15 protein-coding genes and 1 tRNA gene are annotated in these 16,178 nt (G+C 71.0%); 10 read left to right on the top strand and 6 right to left on the bottom strand.

Going from position 1 to position 16,178, the window contains the following annotated elements:
- The first annotated feature begins 96 nt into the window (after window positions 1-96).
- Complete coding sequence (locus JO379_RS28180) at window positions 97-888, top strand: SGNH/GDSL hydrolase family protein (protein ID WP_130881369.1); 792 nt, start codon at window positions 97-99, stop codon at window positions 886-888.
- Window positions 889-994: 106 nt separating this feature from the next.
- Here the strand turns inward: JO379_RS28180 and JO379_RS28185 are convergent, their stop codons facing one another.
- Window positions 995-1,453 carry an ATP-binding protein gene (locus tag JO379_RS28185; RefSeq protein WP_242626403.1) on the bottom strand — a complete coding sequence of 153 codons (459 nt, stop codon included), beginning with the start codon at window positions 1,451-1,453 and terminating at the stop codon, window positions 995-997.
- A gap of 136 nt (window positions 1,454-1,589) precedes the next feature.
- Here JO379_RS28185 and JO379_RS28190 point away from each other — a divergent pair, with 136 nt between their 5' ends.
- The 3 genes from JO379_RS28190 to JO379_RS28200 are packed head-to-tail and all read left to right on the top strand — an operon-like array spanning window position 1,590 to window position 3,632.
- Window positions 1,590-2,456: a Sco1979 family transcriptional regulator gene (locus JO379_RS28190; RefSeq protein WP_130881368.1), complete on the top strand. Its 867-nt coding sequence runs from the start codon at window positions 1,590-1,592 to the stop codon at window positions 2,454-2,456.
- Between the two features lie 3 nt (window positions 2,457-2,459).
- Window positions 2,460-2,717 (top strand): DUF397 domain-containing protein, encoded by a 258-nt coding sequence (locus tag JO379_RS28195; protein WP_130881367.1) that lies wholly within the window; start codon window positions 2,460-2,462, stop codon window positions 2,715-2,717.
- Between the two features lie 57 nt (window positions 2,718-2,774).
- Window positions 2,775-3,632: an SAM-dependent methyltransferase gene (locus JO379_RS28200; RefSeq protein WP_130881366.1), complete on the top strand. Its 858-nt coding sequence runs from the start codon at window positions 2,775-2,777 to the stop codon at window positions 3,630-3,632.
- A gap of 8 nt (window positions 3,633-3,640) precedes the next feature.
- Here JO379_RS28200 and JO379_RS28205 read toward each other — a convergent pair whose 3' ends face one another.
- Entirely contained in the window at window positions 3,641-4,201 is a 561-nt protein-coding gene (locus tag JO379_RS28205; RefSeq protein WP_130881365.1) for a carboxymuconolactone decarboxylase family protein, read from the bottom strand.
- A gap of 178 nt (window positions 4,202-4,379) precedes the next feature.
- Here JO379_RS28205 and JO379_RS28210 point away from each other — a divergent pair, with 178 nt between their 5' ends.
- From JO379_RS28210 to JO379_RS28220, 3 genes are all read left to right on the top strand, one after another.
- Window positions 4,380-5,027: an alpha-ketoglutarate-dependent dioxygenase AlkB family protein gene (locus tag JO379_RS28210; RefSeq protein WP_209517546.1), complete on the top strand. Its 648-nt coding sequence runs from the start codon at window positions 4,380-4,382 to the stop codon at window positions 5,025-5,027.
- Window positions 5,028-5,302: 275 nt separating this feature from the next.
- Entirely contained in the window at window positions 5,303-6,490 is a 1,188-nt protein-coding gene (locus tag JO379_RS28215) for an MBL fold metallo-hydrolase (RefSeq protein WP_209517547.1), read from the top strand.
- Window positions 6,491-6,646: 156 nt separating this feature from the next.
- Complete coding sequence (locus JO379_RS28220) at window positions 6,647-7,534, top strand: chitosanase (protein ID WP_209517548.1); 888 nt, start codon at window positions 6,647-6,649, stop codon at window positions 7,532-7,534.
- A 61-nt stretch (window positions 7,535-7,595) separates the two neighbouring features.
- Here JO379_RS28220 and JO379_RS28225 read toward each other — a convergent pair whose 3' ends face one another.
- A complete protein-coding gene (locus tag JO379_RS28225) occupies window positions 7,596-10,844 on the bottom strand; it encodes an amidohydrolase family protein (RefSeq protein ID WP_245381579.1) in 3,249 nt (1,082 codons plus the stop codon).
- A 187-nt stretch (window positions 10,845-11,031) separates the two neighbouring features.
- Here JO379_RS28225 and JO379_RS28230 point away from each other — a divergent pair, with 187 nt between their 5' ends.
- A complete protein-coding gene (locus JO379_RS28230) occupies window positions 11,032-11,445 on the top strand; it encodes an MmcQ/YjbR family DNA-binding protein (RefSeq protein ID WP_130881362.1) in 414 nt (137 codons plus the stop codon).
- Window positions 11,446-11,483: 38 nt separating this feature from the next.
- On the opposite strand, the gene JO379_RS28235 is transcribed toward JO379_RS28230, so the two are convergent.
- Entirely contained in the window at window positions 11,484-11,777 is a 294-nt protein-coding gene (locus JO379_RS28235; RefSeq protein ID WP_207304040.1) for a YiaA/YiaB family inner membrane protein, read from the bottom strand.
- A 223-nt stretch (window positions 11,778-12,000) separates the two neighbouring features.
- Here JO379_RS28235 and JO379_RS28240 point away from each other — a divergent pair.
- Window positions 12,001-12,074, top strand: a tRNA-Pro gene (locus tag JO379_RS28240).
- Window positions 12,075-12,206: 132 nt separating this feature from the next.
- Here JO379_RS28240 and JO379_RS28245 read toward each other — a convergent pair.
- Together JO379_RS28245 and JO379_RS28250 are read right to left on the bottom strand one after the other, a co-directional pair.
- Entirely contained in the window at window positions 12,207-13,508 is a 1,302-nt protein-coding gene (locus tag JO379_RS28245; protein WP_209517550.1) for an ArsB/NhaD family transporter, read from the bottom strand.
- Window positions 13,505-13,999: a CBS domain-containing protein gene (locus tag JO379_RS28250; RefSeq protein WP_130881360.1), complete on the bottom strand. Its 495-nt coding sequence runs from the start codon at window positions 13,997-13,999 to the stop codon at window positions 13,505-13,507. Before JO379_RS28250 ends, JO379_RS28245 begins: the two co-directional genes overlap by 4 nt.
- Window positions 14,000-14,614: 615 nt before the next feature.
- Here JO379_RS28250 and JO379_RS28255 point away from each other — a divergent pair.
- A complete protein-coding gene (locus JO379_RS28255; protein WP_130881358.1) occupies window positions 14,615-16,153 on the top strand; it encodes an alanine/glycine:cation symporter family protein in 1,539 nt (512 codons plus the stop codon).
- The last annotated feature ends 25 nt before the right edge of the window (window positions 16,154-16,178 follow it).

Here is a 16,178-nt window from a genome sequence, read left to right on the forward strand (position 1 = left end):
GCATACACCGACTTTGTCGGGGTGGGATACATCACGGCACGTCAACCCTTGGTTACGGTGGCGTAAGTCACTCGGTGAGGTGAAAGATGTGCTGACGTGGCAGACGATTCGAAATCATTCAGCAAGGGCGCGATCGGGTCGTACGCAGCCGTCGGGGACAGTTTCACCGAAGGCGTCGGCGACCCTGGGCCGGACGACACCTTCATCGGCTGGGCCGACCGACTGGCCGTACTCCTCTCGGACCAGCAGGCGGAGCACTCCTTCAGATACGCCAACCTCGCGGTCCGCGGCAGACTTCTCGACCAGATCGTCGAAGAACAGATCCCCCGGGCGAAGGAGCTGGCGCCGGACCTCGTCACGTTCTGCGCCGGGGGCAACGACATCCTGCGGCCGGGCAGCGACCCCGACGACGTGGCCGAGCGCTACGAGGCGGCCGTCGCCGAGCTGGCGGGTTCCGTCGGCACGGTGCTGCTGTGCACCGGCTTCGACACCCGTGGCGTCCCCGTCCTGCGGCATCTGCGGGGCAAGATCGCGACGTACACCGCGCATGTGCGGGCCATCGCCGACCGGCACGACTGCCCGGTCCTCGACCTGTGGTCGCTGCGCTCGGTCCAGGACCGGCGGGCGTGGAGCGACGACCGGCTGCACCTCTCGGCGGACGGTCACACGCGCGTCGCGCTGCGGGCCGCCCAGGTCCTCGGGCTGCGGGTGCCGGCCGACCCCGACCAGGCCTGGCCGGAAGAGGGGCACCGCTCGCCCGCCGAGGTGCGCCGGGACAACATCCACTGGGCGCGCGAGCACCTCGTGCCGTGGATCGGCCGACGGCTGCGCGGGGAGTCCTCGGGGGACCATGTGGAGCCCAAGCGGCCGGATTTGCTGCCGCTGTAACACCGCGCCTTCAGGTCGCGGTCGGGGGTGCGGGACCCGTACGGAAAACGCGTACGGAAACTCGTAGGGAAAGAACGGCTCGTACGGAAAGACAGGTCCGTACGGCTCAGTGGGGGATCCGACGGTGCGACAGGTCGGCCCAGACGACACGGCCACGGCCGCTGTCGTCGGGCCGCACCCCCCAGGCCTCGGACACCGCGCCGACCAGCAGGAGACCGCGTCCGCTCTCCTCGTCCGCGCCGCTGCACCGCGCCCGGGGCTCGGTGGGCGTGTGCCCCTGATCGGTGATCTCTATGCGCAGCCGGGCGCCGCTGATCCGCAGTTGACAGCTGACCTTGTCGCTGTCGGTGTGCCGCACGGCGTTGGTGAAGAGCTCCGACACCACCAATTGGGCGTCGTCACAGGCCACTTCGTCGATGCCCCACTCCCGCAGCCGGGCGAGGACTCGTCTTCGCGCCTCCGCCACCGAGGTGTTGAGGGCCGGGAAGTGGAAGGCGTCTTGCAGACGCTCGGCGATGGAACTGCCGCAGCGCCCGAGCAGGGGGGCGTCATGGGAGGGGACCACTCCGCAACTATGTGCGATACGGCTCGGGTGTGGCAAGGTTCAATCTGTAAATTGCAGAATCGCAAGGACAGTCTGTCGGCTCCACAGGTCGCGTGGCACACTGCTGGCATATGACAGCAGTTGGAGGGGGTGGACAGTGGCGGACGCGCGCGGTGCAGGCGCCCCGACTGTCCTGCGGGTCGTGCTCGGCAAGCGGCTGCAGGACCTCAGAGAGAAGGCCGGGCTCTCCTTCGAGGAGGCGGGCCGCGCCCTCGACGTCACGCACGCCACCGTCCGGAGAATGGAAAAGGCCGAGGTCGGCCTGAAGATTCCGTACGTCGAGAAGCTGCTGCGGGTCTACGGCGTCACCGACCCGGCAGAGGTCGAGGGCTTCCTCACCCTCACCCGGGAAGCCAACCGCCCCGGCTGGTGGCACCGCTTCCGCGACGTCCTGCCCGAGTGGTTCAGCGCGTTCGTCAGCCTGGAGGGAGAGGCCAATCTCATCCGCGCCTACGAACCGCACTACGTCCCGGGCCTGTTGCAGACGGAACAGTACGCCCGCGCCGTGCTCCGCGCCGGAATGCCCCACGCGCCCGACGCCGACATCGACCGCGCGGTGGCCGTCCGCCGCGAGCGCCAGAGCCTGCTCACCCGGGACCGGGCGCCGCTCCTGTGGGTCGTGATGGACGAGACCGTGCTGCGCCGCCCGATCGGCGGGCCCGGGGTGATGCGCGAGCAGATCGCCCATCTCGCCGAGGCGACCGCGCTGCCGAACGTACGACTGCAGATCATGCCGTTCGCCGCCGGGCCGCACCCGGCGATGTACGGACCGTTCCATATCTTCCGGTTCCCGCTCCCCGAGCTGCCGGACATCGCCTACGCGGAAAACCTCGTCGGGGCCTCCTACTTCGACCAGCGTGACGATGTCTCGGCCTTCCTGGAGGCGCTGGACCGGATGTGCGCGCAAGCCGCGCCGGCACAGACCACCGAGGCCTTCCTGGGTGGCATTCGTAAGGAGATCTGAACCATGGATCGCATCTACAACGGCATGCGGGCCACCGACCTCGGCACCGAGGGGTGGAGCAAGCCGTGGAGCGGCGGCAACGGAGGCAGCTGCGTGGAGGTCATGCGTCTGGGGGACGGCCGGGTCGCCGTCCGCCAGTCCACCGACCCGGCGGGCCCCGCTCTGATCTACACGCACCACGAGATGGAAACGTTCATCCGCGGCGCGAAGGCCGGCGAGGCCGACTTCCTGCTCGCCGGACCGAGCGTCAGCGGCGAGTGAGGCGGCCCCGCCGGCGAACGCGGCGGGGCGGCACCGGCACAACGGGCACCGAAGGTCATGCGTACCGAAGGGAACAACTGCGTGAGCGAGCAGGGATTCACGGTCGACCAGATCGACACCAGCCGGCCCCACCCGGCCCGGATGTACGACTACTACCTCGACGGCTGGGACAACTACGAGGTCGACCGGCAGGCCGCCGAGCGCGTCATCGAGGCCCACCCCCAGGTCCGCCTCTCCGCCCGCGCGAACCGCGCCTTCCTGCGCCGGGCCGTCCGCGAGGTGGTGGGCGGCGGCATCCGCCAGATCATCGACGTCGGCACGGGCATACCCACCTCGCCCAACACCCACGAGGTGGCCCGGGAGGTGGCGCCGGACGTGAAGGTGGCCTACGTCGACAACGACCCGATCGTCGCCACCCACGCCGGGGCGAAGCTGACGAACGCGGGCGACGCCGGATTTGCCCTCGGCGACGTCCGCGACCCCGCGGCGATCCTCGCCGATCCCGTGGTCCGCACCCTCATCGACTTCGACCGGCCGGTGGCCCTGCTGCTCGTCGCCGTCCTGCACTTCGTCAAGGACGAGGAGGACCCCGCGGGCATCGTCGCCGCCTTCGCCGAGGCGCTGCCCTCCGGCAGCTGCCTCGTGCTCTCCCACGCCACCGGCGAACCCTACGAGGCGTACGAGGCGGGCCGCACGGACGAGGTGGCCCGGGACGGCGTCCTCGACGTCTACAAGAACGCCACCGCCACCCTGAACCTGCGCGGGCGCGCCGAGATCGCGCCGCTCTTCGGCGCGTTCACCCTCCTCGACCCCGGACTGGTCCGGGTACCGCTGTGGCGCCCGGACGGGCCGGTGCCGGGCGCCGAGGAGCTGAGCAACACCATTTTCTACGGGGGAGTCGGCCGCAAGGCCTAGGGCCTGTCCTAGCGGGAGCCCCGCGCCGGGATGTCGCAGCTGTCCTTGAACCCCTGGCCGGTCAGCCCGAACGCCGCGTTGACGCGCGAGCGGAGGTTCTCGACCGCGACCATCGCGGTCAGCTCGACCAGACCCTCGTCGCCGAGGTGCTGCCGCAGCCGCCCGGACAGGTCGTCCTCGACCGTCGGCGGGGTCGCGGTCATCGCCTCGGCGTACTCCATGACGTCCCGCTCCAGCGGGGTGTAGACCTCGCTCTCCCGCCACCGGGGCACGTCGTGCAGCTTCTCGTGCGTCATGCCGTGCCTGCGGTTCTCCCAGTAGCCGAAGTCCATGCACCACGAGCAGCCGATGGCCGACGCCGACGCCATCACCGCGAGGGCCTTCAGACCGGGGTCGAGCTTCTTCCAGCGGCCCACCGACAGCTCGAAACGGGTCGTGCCGATCAGCACCCGGCGGTGGTGGCCGTAGGCCATCAGCGGTTCGAGGACCTTCCCGTAAGCGCGCCGGGAGTACCACTCCAGCAGGCGGATCAGCGGGGTGCGGGGCGGGGTGAGGGAGATGCGGGCCATGTCGGGTACCTCCGGTGGTCGTGCGCGTGTCGTCGCGGGTGTCGTCCGGTGGCGGCCGCTTCCGCGGTCGCCTCTGCCCGTACGACGGACGGGCCGTGCCCGTTCGTGACATCCGGGCGGGGAAGACCTGAGAAATCCTTTCCCGGCCCGCCGTGGACCCCCGCCTACGCTGGGGGACATGCACGACGAGCTGTTCCCCCGCCCCGCCGCCGAGATCGTCCCGGGCGCCGTGCACATCCCCGGCTGGCTGGACGAGGCCGCGCAGCGCCGTCTGCTGGCCGACTGCCGGGAGTGGGCGAAACCCCCGGCGGGCCTGCGGACCGTACGGATGCCGAGCGGCGGCGAGATGTCCGTACGATCGGTCTGCCTGGGCTGGCACTGGTTCCCCTACGGCTACGCCCGGACCGTCGTCGACGGCGACGGCTCACCCGTCAAGCCCTTCCCGGACCGGCTCGGCGAGCTGGCCCGGGCGGCGGTGGCGCGCGCCTACGGACAGCAGGCGGCGACAGCCGAGTACGACATCGCGCTCGTGAACTTCTACGAGGCGGGTTCGCACATGGGCCTGCACCGGGACAGCGACGAGAAGTCCGACGCGCCGGTCGTCTCGCTTAGCCTCGGCGACACCTGCGTCTTCCGCTTCGGGCACCCCGGCGGCCGCACCCGGCCCTGGACCGACGTCGAGCTGCGCAGCGGTGATCTCTTCGTCTTCGGCGGCCCCTCCCGGCTCGCCTACCACGGCGTCCCCCGCACCAGGCCGGGCACCGCGCCACCCGGCCTGGGCCTGACCGGCCGGCTCAACATCACCCTGCGCGTCAGCGGACTGTGAACGCCCTCCACACGGCGCCCGCCGGAAAAATTGACGTGCGCGCCGGGCGCCGAGCCTGCACAGTGGTTTCCCGGCCGACCTGGACGCCGCCGTCCGGGCCCCTAAGTCAACGGGGGTGGGCCCGGGCGGTGACGTCCAGGTGTACGCGCAGCTCAGCGGCCCGGCGCGTGGGATGGATCACCGTGTGCTCCGGCCGCTCGGGCCGATAATGGGGGGACCTGCCCTCCCCCGTGGCCCGCACGGCACGGGGGCGCCCCCATCGCCCTGGAGGTGCCGTGACCGGCTCCCGACCGCACAGCTCACCGCTCGACTCGCTGCGCCCGGCCGCCTTCGGGGCGGATCCGTCCGGGGAGCGGATGGCGCGCATCCGGCGGTCGCCGCACTTCGCCGACGGCCGGTTCGTCAATCCGGTCGCGGCCGACCGGACGCCGTCCGGCTCCATGCTGAAGTTCCTGCCCACCTACTTCCGCAAGGACGAGCGCGTCCGCAGAGCGCCTGCCGGGCCGGTGCCCGTGCACCCCACGACCATCGCCGACCTCGCGGACCCGGCCGCCTCCGGGCTGCGCATCACCTGGATGGGCCACTCCAGCGTCCTCGCCGAGATCGACGGCCGCCGACTGCTGTTCGACCCGGTGTGGGGCGAGCGCTGCTCGCCGTTCGACTTCGCGGGGCCCAAGCGCCTGCACCCGGTGCCGGTGCCGCTGGCCGAGGTCGGGCCGGTCGACGCGGTGATCATCTCCCACGACCACTACGACCACCTGGACCTGCCGACGGTCAAGGCCCTGGCCCGGGCCGGTACGCGCTTCGTCGTACCGCTCGGCGTCGGCGCCCACCTCGAACACTGGGGGGTGCGGGCCGACCGGGTGACCGAACTCGACTGGCACGAGTCGACCCAGGTCGTCGAGGGCCTCACGCTCACCGCCACCCCCGCCCGGCACTTCTGCGGTCGGGGGCTGCGCAACACCCAGCACACGCTGTGGGCGTCCTGGGTGGTCACCGGCCCCGAGCACCGGATCTTCCACAGTGGTGACACCGGTTACTTCCCGGGCTTCGCGGAGATCGGCGCCCAGTACGGGCCCTTCGACGTCACGATGGTGCAGATCGGTGCGTACAGCGAATTCTGGCCGGACATCCACATGACCCCCGAGGAGGGCATGCGCGCCCATCTCGACCTGCAGGGCGGTGCGCCCCGCGGGATCATGCTGCCGATCCACTGGGGGACGTTCAACCTCGCCCCGCACCCCTGGGAGGAGCCCGCCGAGGGGACGCTCGCCGCGGCCCACCGCGCCGGAGCGGCGGTGGCCACCCCCCGTCCCGGGCAGCCGTTCGAGCCTGCCGCCGGGCTCCGGGCCGACCCGTGGTGGCGTGCGGTCGCGGTGCGGCCGGCGGGCGGCTGGGCCGACATCGGGGACGACGCCGCGAGCGGTGCCGAGGACGACGCCGAGGTCATTCTGCAGGCGTAGCGGGCCGGTCGGCGGCGCCCGGGCGGGTGCCGGGCTTTCGTGGCGGTATTTCACCAGGATGCGTACGAACCTCTTGTGGCGTGCGCGGAAGGGCCGCTTCAATGGCGCCGATGGTTAGGAAAGCTTCCTAACAGCCGATCGGGAACGGAGCTCCGCATGCCCGCGCGCACCTCGAAGAGGATCCCTGTGTCCGGCCGTCTCGCCCTCGTGGGCCTGGCCGCCGCGATCCCCACCGCCCTCATGCTCAGCGGGGGCGGCCAGGCATCCGCCACCGCGACCTCCCCTGACGCCGCCCCCGCTCCCCGGGCGACCCTCCGCACCCTGGCGGCGGGCACCGACCTGAACGACCCGTACAAGAAGGACATGGCCATGCGGCTGGTGTCGAGCGCGGAGAACTCCTCGCTCGACTGGCGCGCCCAGTTCACCTACATCGAGGACATAGGCGACGGCCGCGGCTACACCGCCGGCATCATCGGCTTCTGTTCCGGCACCGGCGACATGCTCGACCTCGTCGAGCGGTACACGAAGCAGAAGCCCGACAACCCGCTCGCCAAGTACCTCCCCGCCCTGCGCAAGGTCAACGGCAGCGACTCGCACGCCGGCCTCGGCAAGCCCTTCGAGGACGCCTGGAAGAAGGCCGCCCAGCACAAGGCCTTCCAGGACGCGCAGGAGTCCGAGCGCGACCGTGTCTACTTCGACCCGGCGGTCAAGCAGGCCAAGGCCGACGGCCTGCGTGCGCTCGGCCAGTTCGCCTACTACGACGCGATCGTCATGCACGGCCCCGGCAGCAGCAAGGACAGCTTCGGCGGCATCCGCAAGGCCGCACTGGCCAAGGCCAAGCCCCCGGCGCAGGGCGGCGACGAGAAGACCTATCTGGGCGCCTTCCTCGACGCCCGCAAGAAGGCCATGCAGAGCGAGGAGGCGCACAGCGACACCAGCCGCGTCGACACCGCACAGCGCGTCTTCCTCAACAACGGCAACTTCGACCTCAAGCCGCCGCTGAAGTGGAAGGTCTACGGCGACTCCTACGAGATCAAGGAGTAGCCGTACACGCCCGCGCACCCTCCGCCGAGGGTGCGCGGGCGGCCCCCGGGCCCACCCCGGGTCAGAGCGCGTCCAGGTCGCAGCAGGAGTCACGGCGCAACTGCCGCCCCACCGCGAGCCAGTCCTCCTGCCGCACCCCCGCGCGAGGGGCCGGGACGCCCGCCGGCTCGTACGCGCCGACCAGCCGCGCCTGCTCGAACGGCACCCCGCCACGCAGCACCGACTCCGTGCGGACGAGCGAGTCGAAGTCCGTGAACGGATCGCCGTCGATCACCGTCACGTCGGCGAACTTGCCGACCTCCAGGGTGCCCAGATCCCGCTCCGCGCCGAGAGCCCGCGCGGGCAGCACCGTCGCGGTGCTCAGCGCCTGGGCCGCCGACAGCCCGAAGCGGTGCAGGGCCCGCAGCCCCAGATGCAAGGAGAGTCCGACCGGCACCAGCGGGGCGTCCGTGCCCAGCGCCACGATCCCGCCACCGGCCAGCACCCGCCGGTAGACCCCGATCTCCCGCTCCAGCGTCGCCAGCTGGTCGGCGGTCGGCCGGGCCGCCGCCGTCTGCCGCACGAGCGCGAGATCCCACGGCGGCATCAAGCGGGTGACCCGGGGGTCCTTCGCCAGATCCGGGTCGTCGCCCAGCAGCGGAACGGACGTGAACATCGTGGCGACCAGATGGAAGTCGGTGGCGGTGTAGATCTCCGTCAGGTCCTGATAGGCCTGCCCGGCGGCGGTCGTGGCGTGCCCGAACTCCAGCCGCTGCGTGGCCTGGAGGTGCGTCGTCAGGTCCTGCCCGAGCTGGACGCCCGGCGAGCACAGATGACTGCCGGCCCGGACACCGAGCCGCTCGTGCGCGAACCGCGCCGCCTCCCGCATCACCCAACCCGGCGCCCGGACATACGTCTTGACGAAGTCCCAGTCCAGCGCGGCGGCGCGGGTCAGCGACCGGCGCAGGCCCTCCTCGGTGCGGTGCGCGCGCCCCATGCTGTACGCCACCCGGGCCCCGTCCAGCAGCTCGCCGGTGGCCAGCAGCCGCGGACCGGCGAGCTCGCCCGCGGCGACCGCCTCCCGGATCCGGGCCTGCTCGTAGGCGAAGCCACCGAAGGAGACCGCGGTGGTGATCCCGTAGGCCAGCTGCAGCGCCGTCTGCCGGCCGCCGTAGGTGTTCTGGTAGGGGTGCGTATGGGTGTCCCACAGGCCCGGGATCACCGTCCGCCGTGACGCGTCGACGGTGCGCAGCGCCGCCCGCCGCGCCCGGTGCGGCTCGACGGCGGCGATGCGCCCGCCCCGCACGACGATGTCGACGTCCTCGCGGACGGCCTTGCCCGTGCCGTCCCAGAACTTCCCGGCCCGCACGACGGTGTCGGCCGGAGTGGGACGGCGGTAGTCGAGCCGGACGGGAACGGTGCGCGCCGGGCCGTTCACCTTCCCGCCCGTGACGTCGAGCAGCCGCAGCCGGCCGGCCGAGAGGTAGAGCAGCCGGCGCGAGTCCGCGGACCACGAGGGGTGGTCGGCGGCCTCGTCGGTGATCCGGCGGGCCTGGCCGTCGGGGGTCCCGTCGGGACGTACGGGCAGCAGCCACAGCGCGGACTCCACGATCACCGCCATCAGAGCCCCGTCGGGCGACCAGACGGGGCCCGAGTCGTAGCGGTCGGCGATGGAGGTGTGCGGGGCGACGGGGTGCAGCCGGGCGGCGCCGGTGGTGGTGTCGACCACCCGGATCAGGTTGTAGCCCTCCCGGAATCGCTGGTTGAGGCGGTTGCGGTCGCAGAAGGCGACGTAGCGGCCGTCGGGCGACCAGCTGGGCCGCCCGGGCAGCCCGCCGCCGCCCATGGGGGCCGCCAGCACCCGCTCCGTACCGGCGGCGAGGTCGCGCACGAGGAGGTTGCCGGAGAGGTCGAGGCAGGCCAGCCGCTCGCCGTCCGGCGAGAGCGCCGGATACGCGCGCCCGCCGTCGGCCAGCACGGTCTCCTTGCCGGAGGCGAGGTCGTGGCGGCGCACGGCCGGCAGTCCGCCGCGGTCGTCGGTGTAGATCAGCGCCCGCCCGTCGTGGGTCCAGGTCGGGGCCAGCAGATAGCGCGTGGGGTCCGTCCGCACCACGCGGCGCGGCGCCCGGCCGCCGAGGACATCGGCGACCCAGAGGGAGTTGAGCGCGGCGAACACCACCTGCCGGGCGTCCGGCGACAGCGCCGGCAGATGCACCGCCCGCACCCGGCGCACGACGCCGCCCTCGAAGTCGTACCGCTTGCCGCGGTAGCGGGGACGGTCGACGGGCAGGGGAGCGGTGAAGGCGATGGTCTCGGCGGCGTCGGCCTCGAGTCCCGCCCCGGGCCGCGCGGGGCGGATGATCCGGAACTGACCGCTCACCGTCAGCAGCAGCTCGTCGCGCGAGACCCACCGCGGCGGAACCGGCTCCACGTCCCCGTCCACCGCCACCACGGCCCCGTCCACGACGAGCGTGCAGGAGGCGGTGGGCGCGGCCGTCGTCCGCAGATAGGCCAGCTTCCCGGCCGGTGACACGGCCGGCGTCATGACCTGCGCCGCGGCGCTCTCGACGTGCTCGGCCCGCACCGGCCCCTGCCCGTCGGACGGCACGGAGGCGACCGTCCGGGCCTCCAGCGCCGCCCCGGCGACCTTGGCGCGGACGAAGAACAGCCGGGTCCCGTCCGGCGACCAGACGGGGTCGAAGTCCTCCCAGGCCCCGTCCTGCGCGGGCCCTTCCTGGCCGGGCAGCCCGGTGACCCGGGTGAGCGCACCGGTACGCACGTCGATCACCCACACGCGGTACGGGCTGCCCGCCACCGGGTCCCCGCCGCGCTCGGAGGCGAAGGCGAGCCGGGTCCCGTCCGGCGACCACGACGGCCCGCGGTCGTCCCAGGGCCCCTCCGTGAGCTGCCGGAGCCCGGAGCCGTCGGTGCGGCAGATCCACAGGTGGAAGCCGCCGCCCCGGTAGGCGCAGACCGCGAGCTGCTTGCCGTCCGGGGAGTGCACCGGGCGGGTGGGCTCGAGGTCGGCCGGGGTGATGGCCACGGCCTCGCCCCCCGCTCGGGGAACGGACCACAGGACGTTCTGCACCTCGGCGACCAGCCGGTCACCGGCGGGGGACAGCGACGCCGAGCCGTTCGTGGCGGCGGTGAAGGAGAGCGTGACCGCGCGCGCGGCGGCCTCGCGGGACGTGAGGGCGGGCGCGGCGGCCACCGCGTCCACGGGCAGCGCGACGGCCGCGCCGGCCACGGCGGCGGTACCGGCCGTGGCCTGCAGGAATCTGCGCCGGGAGAGGGCGGAGGGGGTAGCGTCCGCCGGGCCGGTGGTGTCCAACTGTCCTCCTGGTGCGGGGGAGTTGCGCGGTGCGGGAGCTGAAAACGAGAGGCTTGATACTTGCACGGCGCACCGGTCCAAGGTCAACACCGCACGCGGCTCCGAGCCCCGTCGCGGGTGCGGGTGCGGGCGCCGGTGCCGGGGGCTACGGTCGTTGTCACGCCGCCGGATCGACGACGGAGGCCGCATGGTCACTGCCGAGGACGTACGCGCGATCGCGCTCTCCCTGCCGGAGACGGCGGAGAGGCTCGCCTGGGGGATGCCCACGTTCCGGGTGGGCGGTGCGGCGGGGAAGACCGGCAAGGCCGGGAAGACCGGCAAGACTGAGAAGACCGGGAAGATCTTCGCCGCGCTGGCGGACGACGACGCCTCGATGGGCGTGAAGTGTCCGCGTGAGGAGCGGGCGGAGCTGATCGCGACGGAGCCGGAGAAGTTCTTCGTCCGCCCCGGCCACGACGACCACTACGACTGGCTACGGGTCCGTCTCGCCGCGATCGAGGACACCGCGGAACTACGCGCGATCCTCCTCGACGCCTGGCGGCAGGCCGCGCCCCGCTCGGTCGCCGACGCGTACGGCGGGGCGGAGGAAGGGGGAGTGTGAGGTGCGGGACGGTCCGGCTGCGCGGCCTGCGCGGCCCTTCAGATGCCCCCGGCCTTGAAGACGTCCTGCTCGATGAGCAGCTTGTCGATCCGCGCCTTGTCCACCCGGTTGGTCACCTCCTCGACCTCCTGCCGGTCCCGCACGCACTTGGCCAGCGTGAACGCGGACGACACCACGAAGATCAGCCCCAGCGCGAGGAACGCCCGCTCCCACGCCCCGACGGGCAGCTTCGCGATCCCTACGGCGAGTGCGACCAGGGACAGCCCGAAGGAGAGCGCGGCCTGCACGAAGAAGGCGGTGGTCGTCGGCCGCTGTATCGATGGAGTGCTCATGTGCGTAGCGTGTCCGCGCCCTGACCCCGGGCGCATGAGTACGGCTACTCATCTCCGCCGGCCCGCCGGTCCCGATCATGTCCCGATCATGCCCGAGGGGAGCCCCGGACCGGCCTCCGCCCGAGGTCAGAGCCTCGCGAAAGCCGTGCGCGACCACCGGCGGAAGTGCGGTATTGTTCTCATGCGCGGTCGGCGAGGGCGAAAGCCCGGGCCGGTTGAGCACCGGGACGTGGCGCAGCTTGGTAGCGCACTTGACTGGGGGTCAAGGGGTCGCAGGTTCAAATCCTGTCGTCCCGACGGTGCAAAACACCCTCTGATGTGGGAGAAATCCCAGGTCAGGGGGTGTTTGGCGTTTCCTGACATGGCATCAACGGCTATCGCTGCCTTCTTGTCCGGAGCCTTGAGCTGATCGCCTTCCAGCCTTTCCCGCTATGAGGAGAAGGTGAAGTAGCGCAGCCAGACGTAGCCCATGGACAAGGCGATGGTCACGGCGGTGACGACGAGTCCGTATTTGGTGAACTGCCAGAAGGTGATGGGCCGGCGGTTGCGTTCGGCGATGCCGAGGACGACGACGTTGGCGCTGGCGCCGATGGCTGTGGCATTGCCGCCGAGGCCCGCGCCGATGGCCAGGGACCACCACAGGACGTGGTCGCTGCCTCCGCCGAAATCTTTGACGAGCTGTTCGGTGACGGGTGCCATGGTGGCCACGTAGGGGATGTTGTCGACGACCCCGGAGAGTGCGGCCGAGCCGCCCAGGAGCAGCATGGCGGCGCTCTGTTCGGCGCCGCCCATGGCGTCGGCGAGGGTCTTGGAGACTTCGCCGATGACGCCGGTGTCGATGAGGCCGCCGATCATGATGAACAGGCCGGCGAAAAAGGCGAGCGTGGGCCACTCGACTTCGGCCAGGACCTCACCCGTCTCCACGGTGGAGACGGCGATGAGCAGGCCGGCGCCGAGGAGGGCGACGACGCTGGGTTCGTAGTGCAGGACGGGATGGAGGACGAAGCCGGCGATGACCAGGGCGAGCACGATCAGGCCCTGGACAAGGAGGCGGGGGTTGCGGATGGCCTCCCTTTCCTCCAGCGTCATGATCTCCGTCGCCCGCTTCTCGTCGTACACGAACGTCCTGCGGAACATGAAGCGGCAGAGGGCTACCAGTACGACGATCAGCAGGGCTGACAGCGGGGCGAGGTGCAAGAGGAAGTCGTTGAAGGTCAGGCCGGCCCGGCTGGCGATGATGATGTTGGGCGGGTCGCCGACCAGTGTCGCTATCCCGCCGACGTTCGAGGCCAGCACTTCGGCGATCAGGAATGGCGCGGACGGCAGGGCGAGGCGTTCGCACACCAGCAGCGTCACCGGGACGACGAGGAGGACGGTGGTGACGTTGTCGAGGAGTGCGGAGGCGGCGGCGGTGATGACGATGAGCATGGCCATCACGCGGAAGGGTCTGGCCTTGGCCTTCTTGACGGACCAGATGGCCAGGTATTCGAACATGCCGGTCTTCTTCAGCACACCGACGATCATCATCATGCCCATGAGCAGGAAGATGACGTTCCAGTCGATGCCCCGGTCCTGGAGGTAGAAGGCCGAGACGTCGTTGGTCGCCCCGATCGCCAGCATCAGCGCGGCGCCGCCGAGAGCGGCGGCGACGCGGTGGACCTTCTCGCTGATGATCAGAGTGTAGGTGGCGGTGAAGATGACGATCGCTGCCCAGCTGTGCCAGTCGCTCATGTGTCTCCGATTTCTCCCAGGAGGCGCTCGAGGAGGTGGGATGCTGCGATGACGCCGAGCAGCCGCGGTACACCGCCCTGCTGCTGCCGGCCGGTCCCGGTGGTGCCGGCTCCGACGACGGCGACCAGGGGGCTGCGGACCTGTGCCATGAGCGCGGCGACTTCCAGTGCGGTGTCGTCGGGCGCGGCGACAGGCGGGCGCAGGGCTCTGCTGGAGAGGCAGTCGCGTACGCGCCGGCCGGCCAGTGCGCGGCACAGCTGGTCGGCGTGCTGTTCGTCGACGACCGCGGCCAGGGCCGGGTCCTCGATGACGTAGGCGGGGACGAGCGTCTTGATCATCTGGGAGGCGGGCAAGATCGCTGCGGGTGCCCCGTCCGTGTCCAGGACGAGCAGGGCAGGCAGCTTGTGCTCGGCCATCAGCCGCGCCGCCTCCAGTGCGTCGCTGTCGATGTCGACGGACGGGTAGTCCACGGCCAGGTCACGTGCGCGCATGGGCGGGGGCTCCTTCGTGTTCCGGTACGGCCTTTGACCCGGCGTCATCGGTGCCGGGGGCGCCGGTCAGGGCGTTGACGCGGAACTTGCGGGCCACGGGCACATCGGTGCCTCTTTACCCTGCGGATTGCCGGGCTGCAGGATCAACAGGCCGTAGACGACCGAGACAAACCCTTTCGACCCGAACCAGGCGGCCGCCATCCGCGCGCGCCTGAGACGGCACAGCCCGCTGGGTGTGGACCTCCCACATCCACATGCCACCCGGCGCGGCACGCGGCAGACCTCGCCCGGGCCTCCTGGGCCGACGGCGGCTCGGCCGGGATAACAATCACGTCACCTTGGCTGGTTTTATGCACTAAAAGGCCTGCCAGTGTGATGTGCGTCACTAAAGAATGTGTAAAGGGCGTGCTAAGAATGCGCAACTCCGCTTTCGGCACCACCCCTCGCCGGAACAGGAGTGCCGGTACTCACCGGCCTGCACGGTCCGGGAGATCACGGTTCGAGTCCGCGAACCATGATCCCTGGTTGCCGATCGGACAACGGCGTTCGCTCAAAGCCCGCATTCACACCCGCGCACCGCTCTGCGCCGGTTCTGCGCCATCGAGGTAAAGCCTGATGTCACTCGATTCCATCACCCGTTCCGTCGACGAAGCCGTCAGCGGATTCTTCGAGCCCATAGCCAAATGGCTCGGCGAAGTCATCTTCTACTCCGTCCCCGTGGGCGGCACCGACCTTCCGCTGATCGTCGCCTGGCTCGTCGTCGCCGGGCTGGTGTTCACCGGCTGGTTCGGCCTGGTGCAGATACGTAAATTCCGGCTCGCCGTGGACGTGGTGCGCGGCAAGTACGACGAAGAGGGGTCGGCCGGCGAGGTCAATCACTTCCAGGCGCTGACGGCGGCCGTCTCCGGCACCGTGGGCCTGGGCAACATCGCCGGTGTCGCCGTTGCCGTCTCCATCGGCGGACCGGGCGCGACGTTCTGGATGATCCTCTGCGGCGTGCTGGGCATGGCGACCAAGTTCGTCGAGGTCACCTTGGGCGTCAAGTACCGGGAGGTGCACGCCGACGGCACCGTCTCCGGCGGCCCGATGCACTACCTGCCCAAGGGTCTCGCCGAGCGCTTCGGCGCCCGCGGCAAGAAGCTCGGCAAGATCCTCGCCGTCCTGGCCTCCGCGATGATCCTTTTCTTCGGACTCTTCGGCGGCAACCTCTTCCAGGTCAACCAGTCCTATGCCCAGCTGGTCTCCGTCACCGGCGGGGAGAGCGGCATCATGGGCTCCTCCGCCGGCGCCCTGTTCTTCGGCATCCTCGTCGCCGCGCTCGTCGGCATCGTGCTCCTCGGCGGCATCCGCTCCATCGCCTCGGTCACCGGCAAGATGGTCCCCGCCATGGCCGGCATCTACATCGGCGCCTGCCTGATCGTGATCGCGGTCAACGCCTCCGCGGTCCCGTCCGCGATCTCCACGATCATCGAAGGAGCGTTCAACCCCCAGGGTGTCGCCGGCGGTGTCCTCGGCGCGCTGATCATCGGCTTCAAGCGGGCCGCGTTCTCCAACGAGGCCGGCCTCGGCTCCGCACCGATCGCGCACTCCGCGGTCAAGACCAAGCACCCCGCCAGCGAGGGCCTGGTCGCCCTCCTGGAGCCGTTCATCGACACCGTCGTCATCTGCACCATGACCGCTCTGACGATCGTGATCGCCAACCCCGCCAGCTGGGCCGAGGCCCGCGCCGGCGAGGCCGTCGGCGGCGTGACGATCACCTCCGACGCCTTCGGCACGGTCCTGCCCTGGTTCCCCTACATCCTCACCGTCGCGGTCCTGCTGTTCGCCATCTCCACCGTGCTGACCTGGGGCTACTACTGCCTCAAGGCCTGGTCGTACCTCTTCGGCCGCAGCAAGGCCAGCGAGCTCACCTACAAGGTGCTCTACACGCTCTTCGCCGTGGCCGGCTCACTGCTCACGCTCCAGACCCTCATCGACATGGCCGACGCGGTGCTGTTCATGCTCGCCGTCATCAACATCATCGGCCTCTACCTCCTCGCCCCCGTCGTCAAGCGCGAACTCAACAGCTTCCTCGCCTACGTCCGTGCCCGCGATGCGGGCCAGGACACGGCCGGGGGAGACACAGACCAGGAGCCGGTGAAGACCACCGTCTGACCGCACCCCCACGGCCCGGCTCCTC

This window comes from Streptomyces syringium (genome assembly GCF_017876625.1).
In the GTDB taxonomy this organism is placed as follows: Bacteria; Actinomycetota; Actinomycetes; order Streptomycetales; family Streptomycetaceae; genus Streptomyces; species Streptomyces syringius.

Excerpts from the sequence above, each read along its gene's own strand:
- JO379_RS28195 (WP_130881367.1), top strand. The coding sequence starts at position 2,460 with ATGGATCGCATCTACAACGGCATGCGGGCCACCGACCTCGGCACCGAG.
- JO379_RS28200 (WP_130881366.1), top strand. The coding sequence starts at position 2,775 with ATGCGTACCGAAGGGAACAACTGCGTGAGCGAGCAGGGATTCACGGTC.
- JO379_RS28205 (WP_130881365.1), bottom strand. The coding sequence starts at position 4,201 with ATGGCCCGCATCTCCCTCACCCCGCCCCGCACCCCGCTGATCCGCCTG.
- JO379_RS28210 (WP_209517546.1), top strand. The coding sequence starts at position 4,380 with ATGCACGACGAGCTGTTCCCCCGCCCCGCCGCCGAGATCGTCCCGGGC.
- JO379_RS28220 (WP_209517548.1), top strand. The coding sequence starts at position 6,647 with ATGCCCGCGCGCACCTCGAAGAGGATCCCTGTGTCCGGCCGTCTCGCC.
- JO379_RS28230 (WP_130881362.1), top strand. The coding sequence starts at position 11,032 with ATGGTCACTGCCGAGGACGTACGCGCGATCGCGCTCTCCCTGCCGGAG.
- JO379_RS28235 (WP_207304040.1), bottom strand. The coding sequence starts at position 11,777 with ATGAGCACTCCATCGATACAGCGGCCGACGACCACCGCCTTCTTCGTG.
- JO379_RS28245 (WP_209517550.1), bottom strand. The coding sequence starts at position 13,508 with ATGAGCGACTGGCACAGCTGGGCAGCGATCGTCATCTTCACCGCCACC.
- JO379_RS28250 (WP_130881360.1), bottom strand. The coding sequence starts at position 13,999 with ATGCGCGCACGTGACCTGGCCGTGGACTACCCGTCCGTCGACATCGAC.
- JO379_RS28255 (WP_130881358.1), top strand. The coding sequence starts at position 14,615 with ATGTCACTCGATTCCATCACCCGTTCCGTCGACGAAGCCGTCAGCGGA.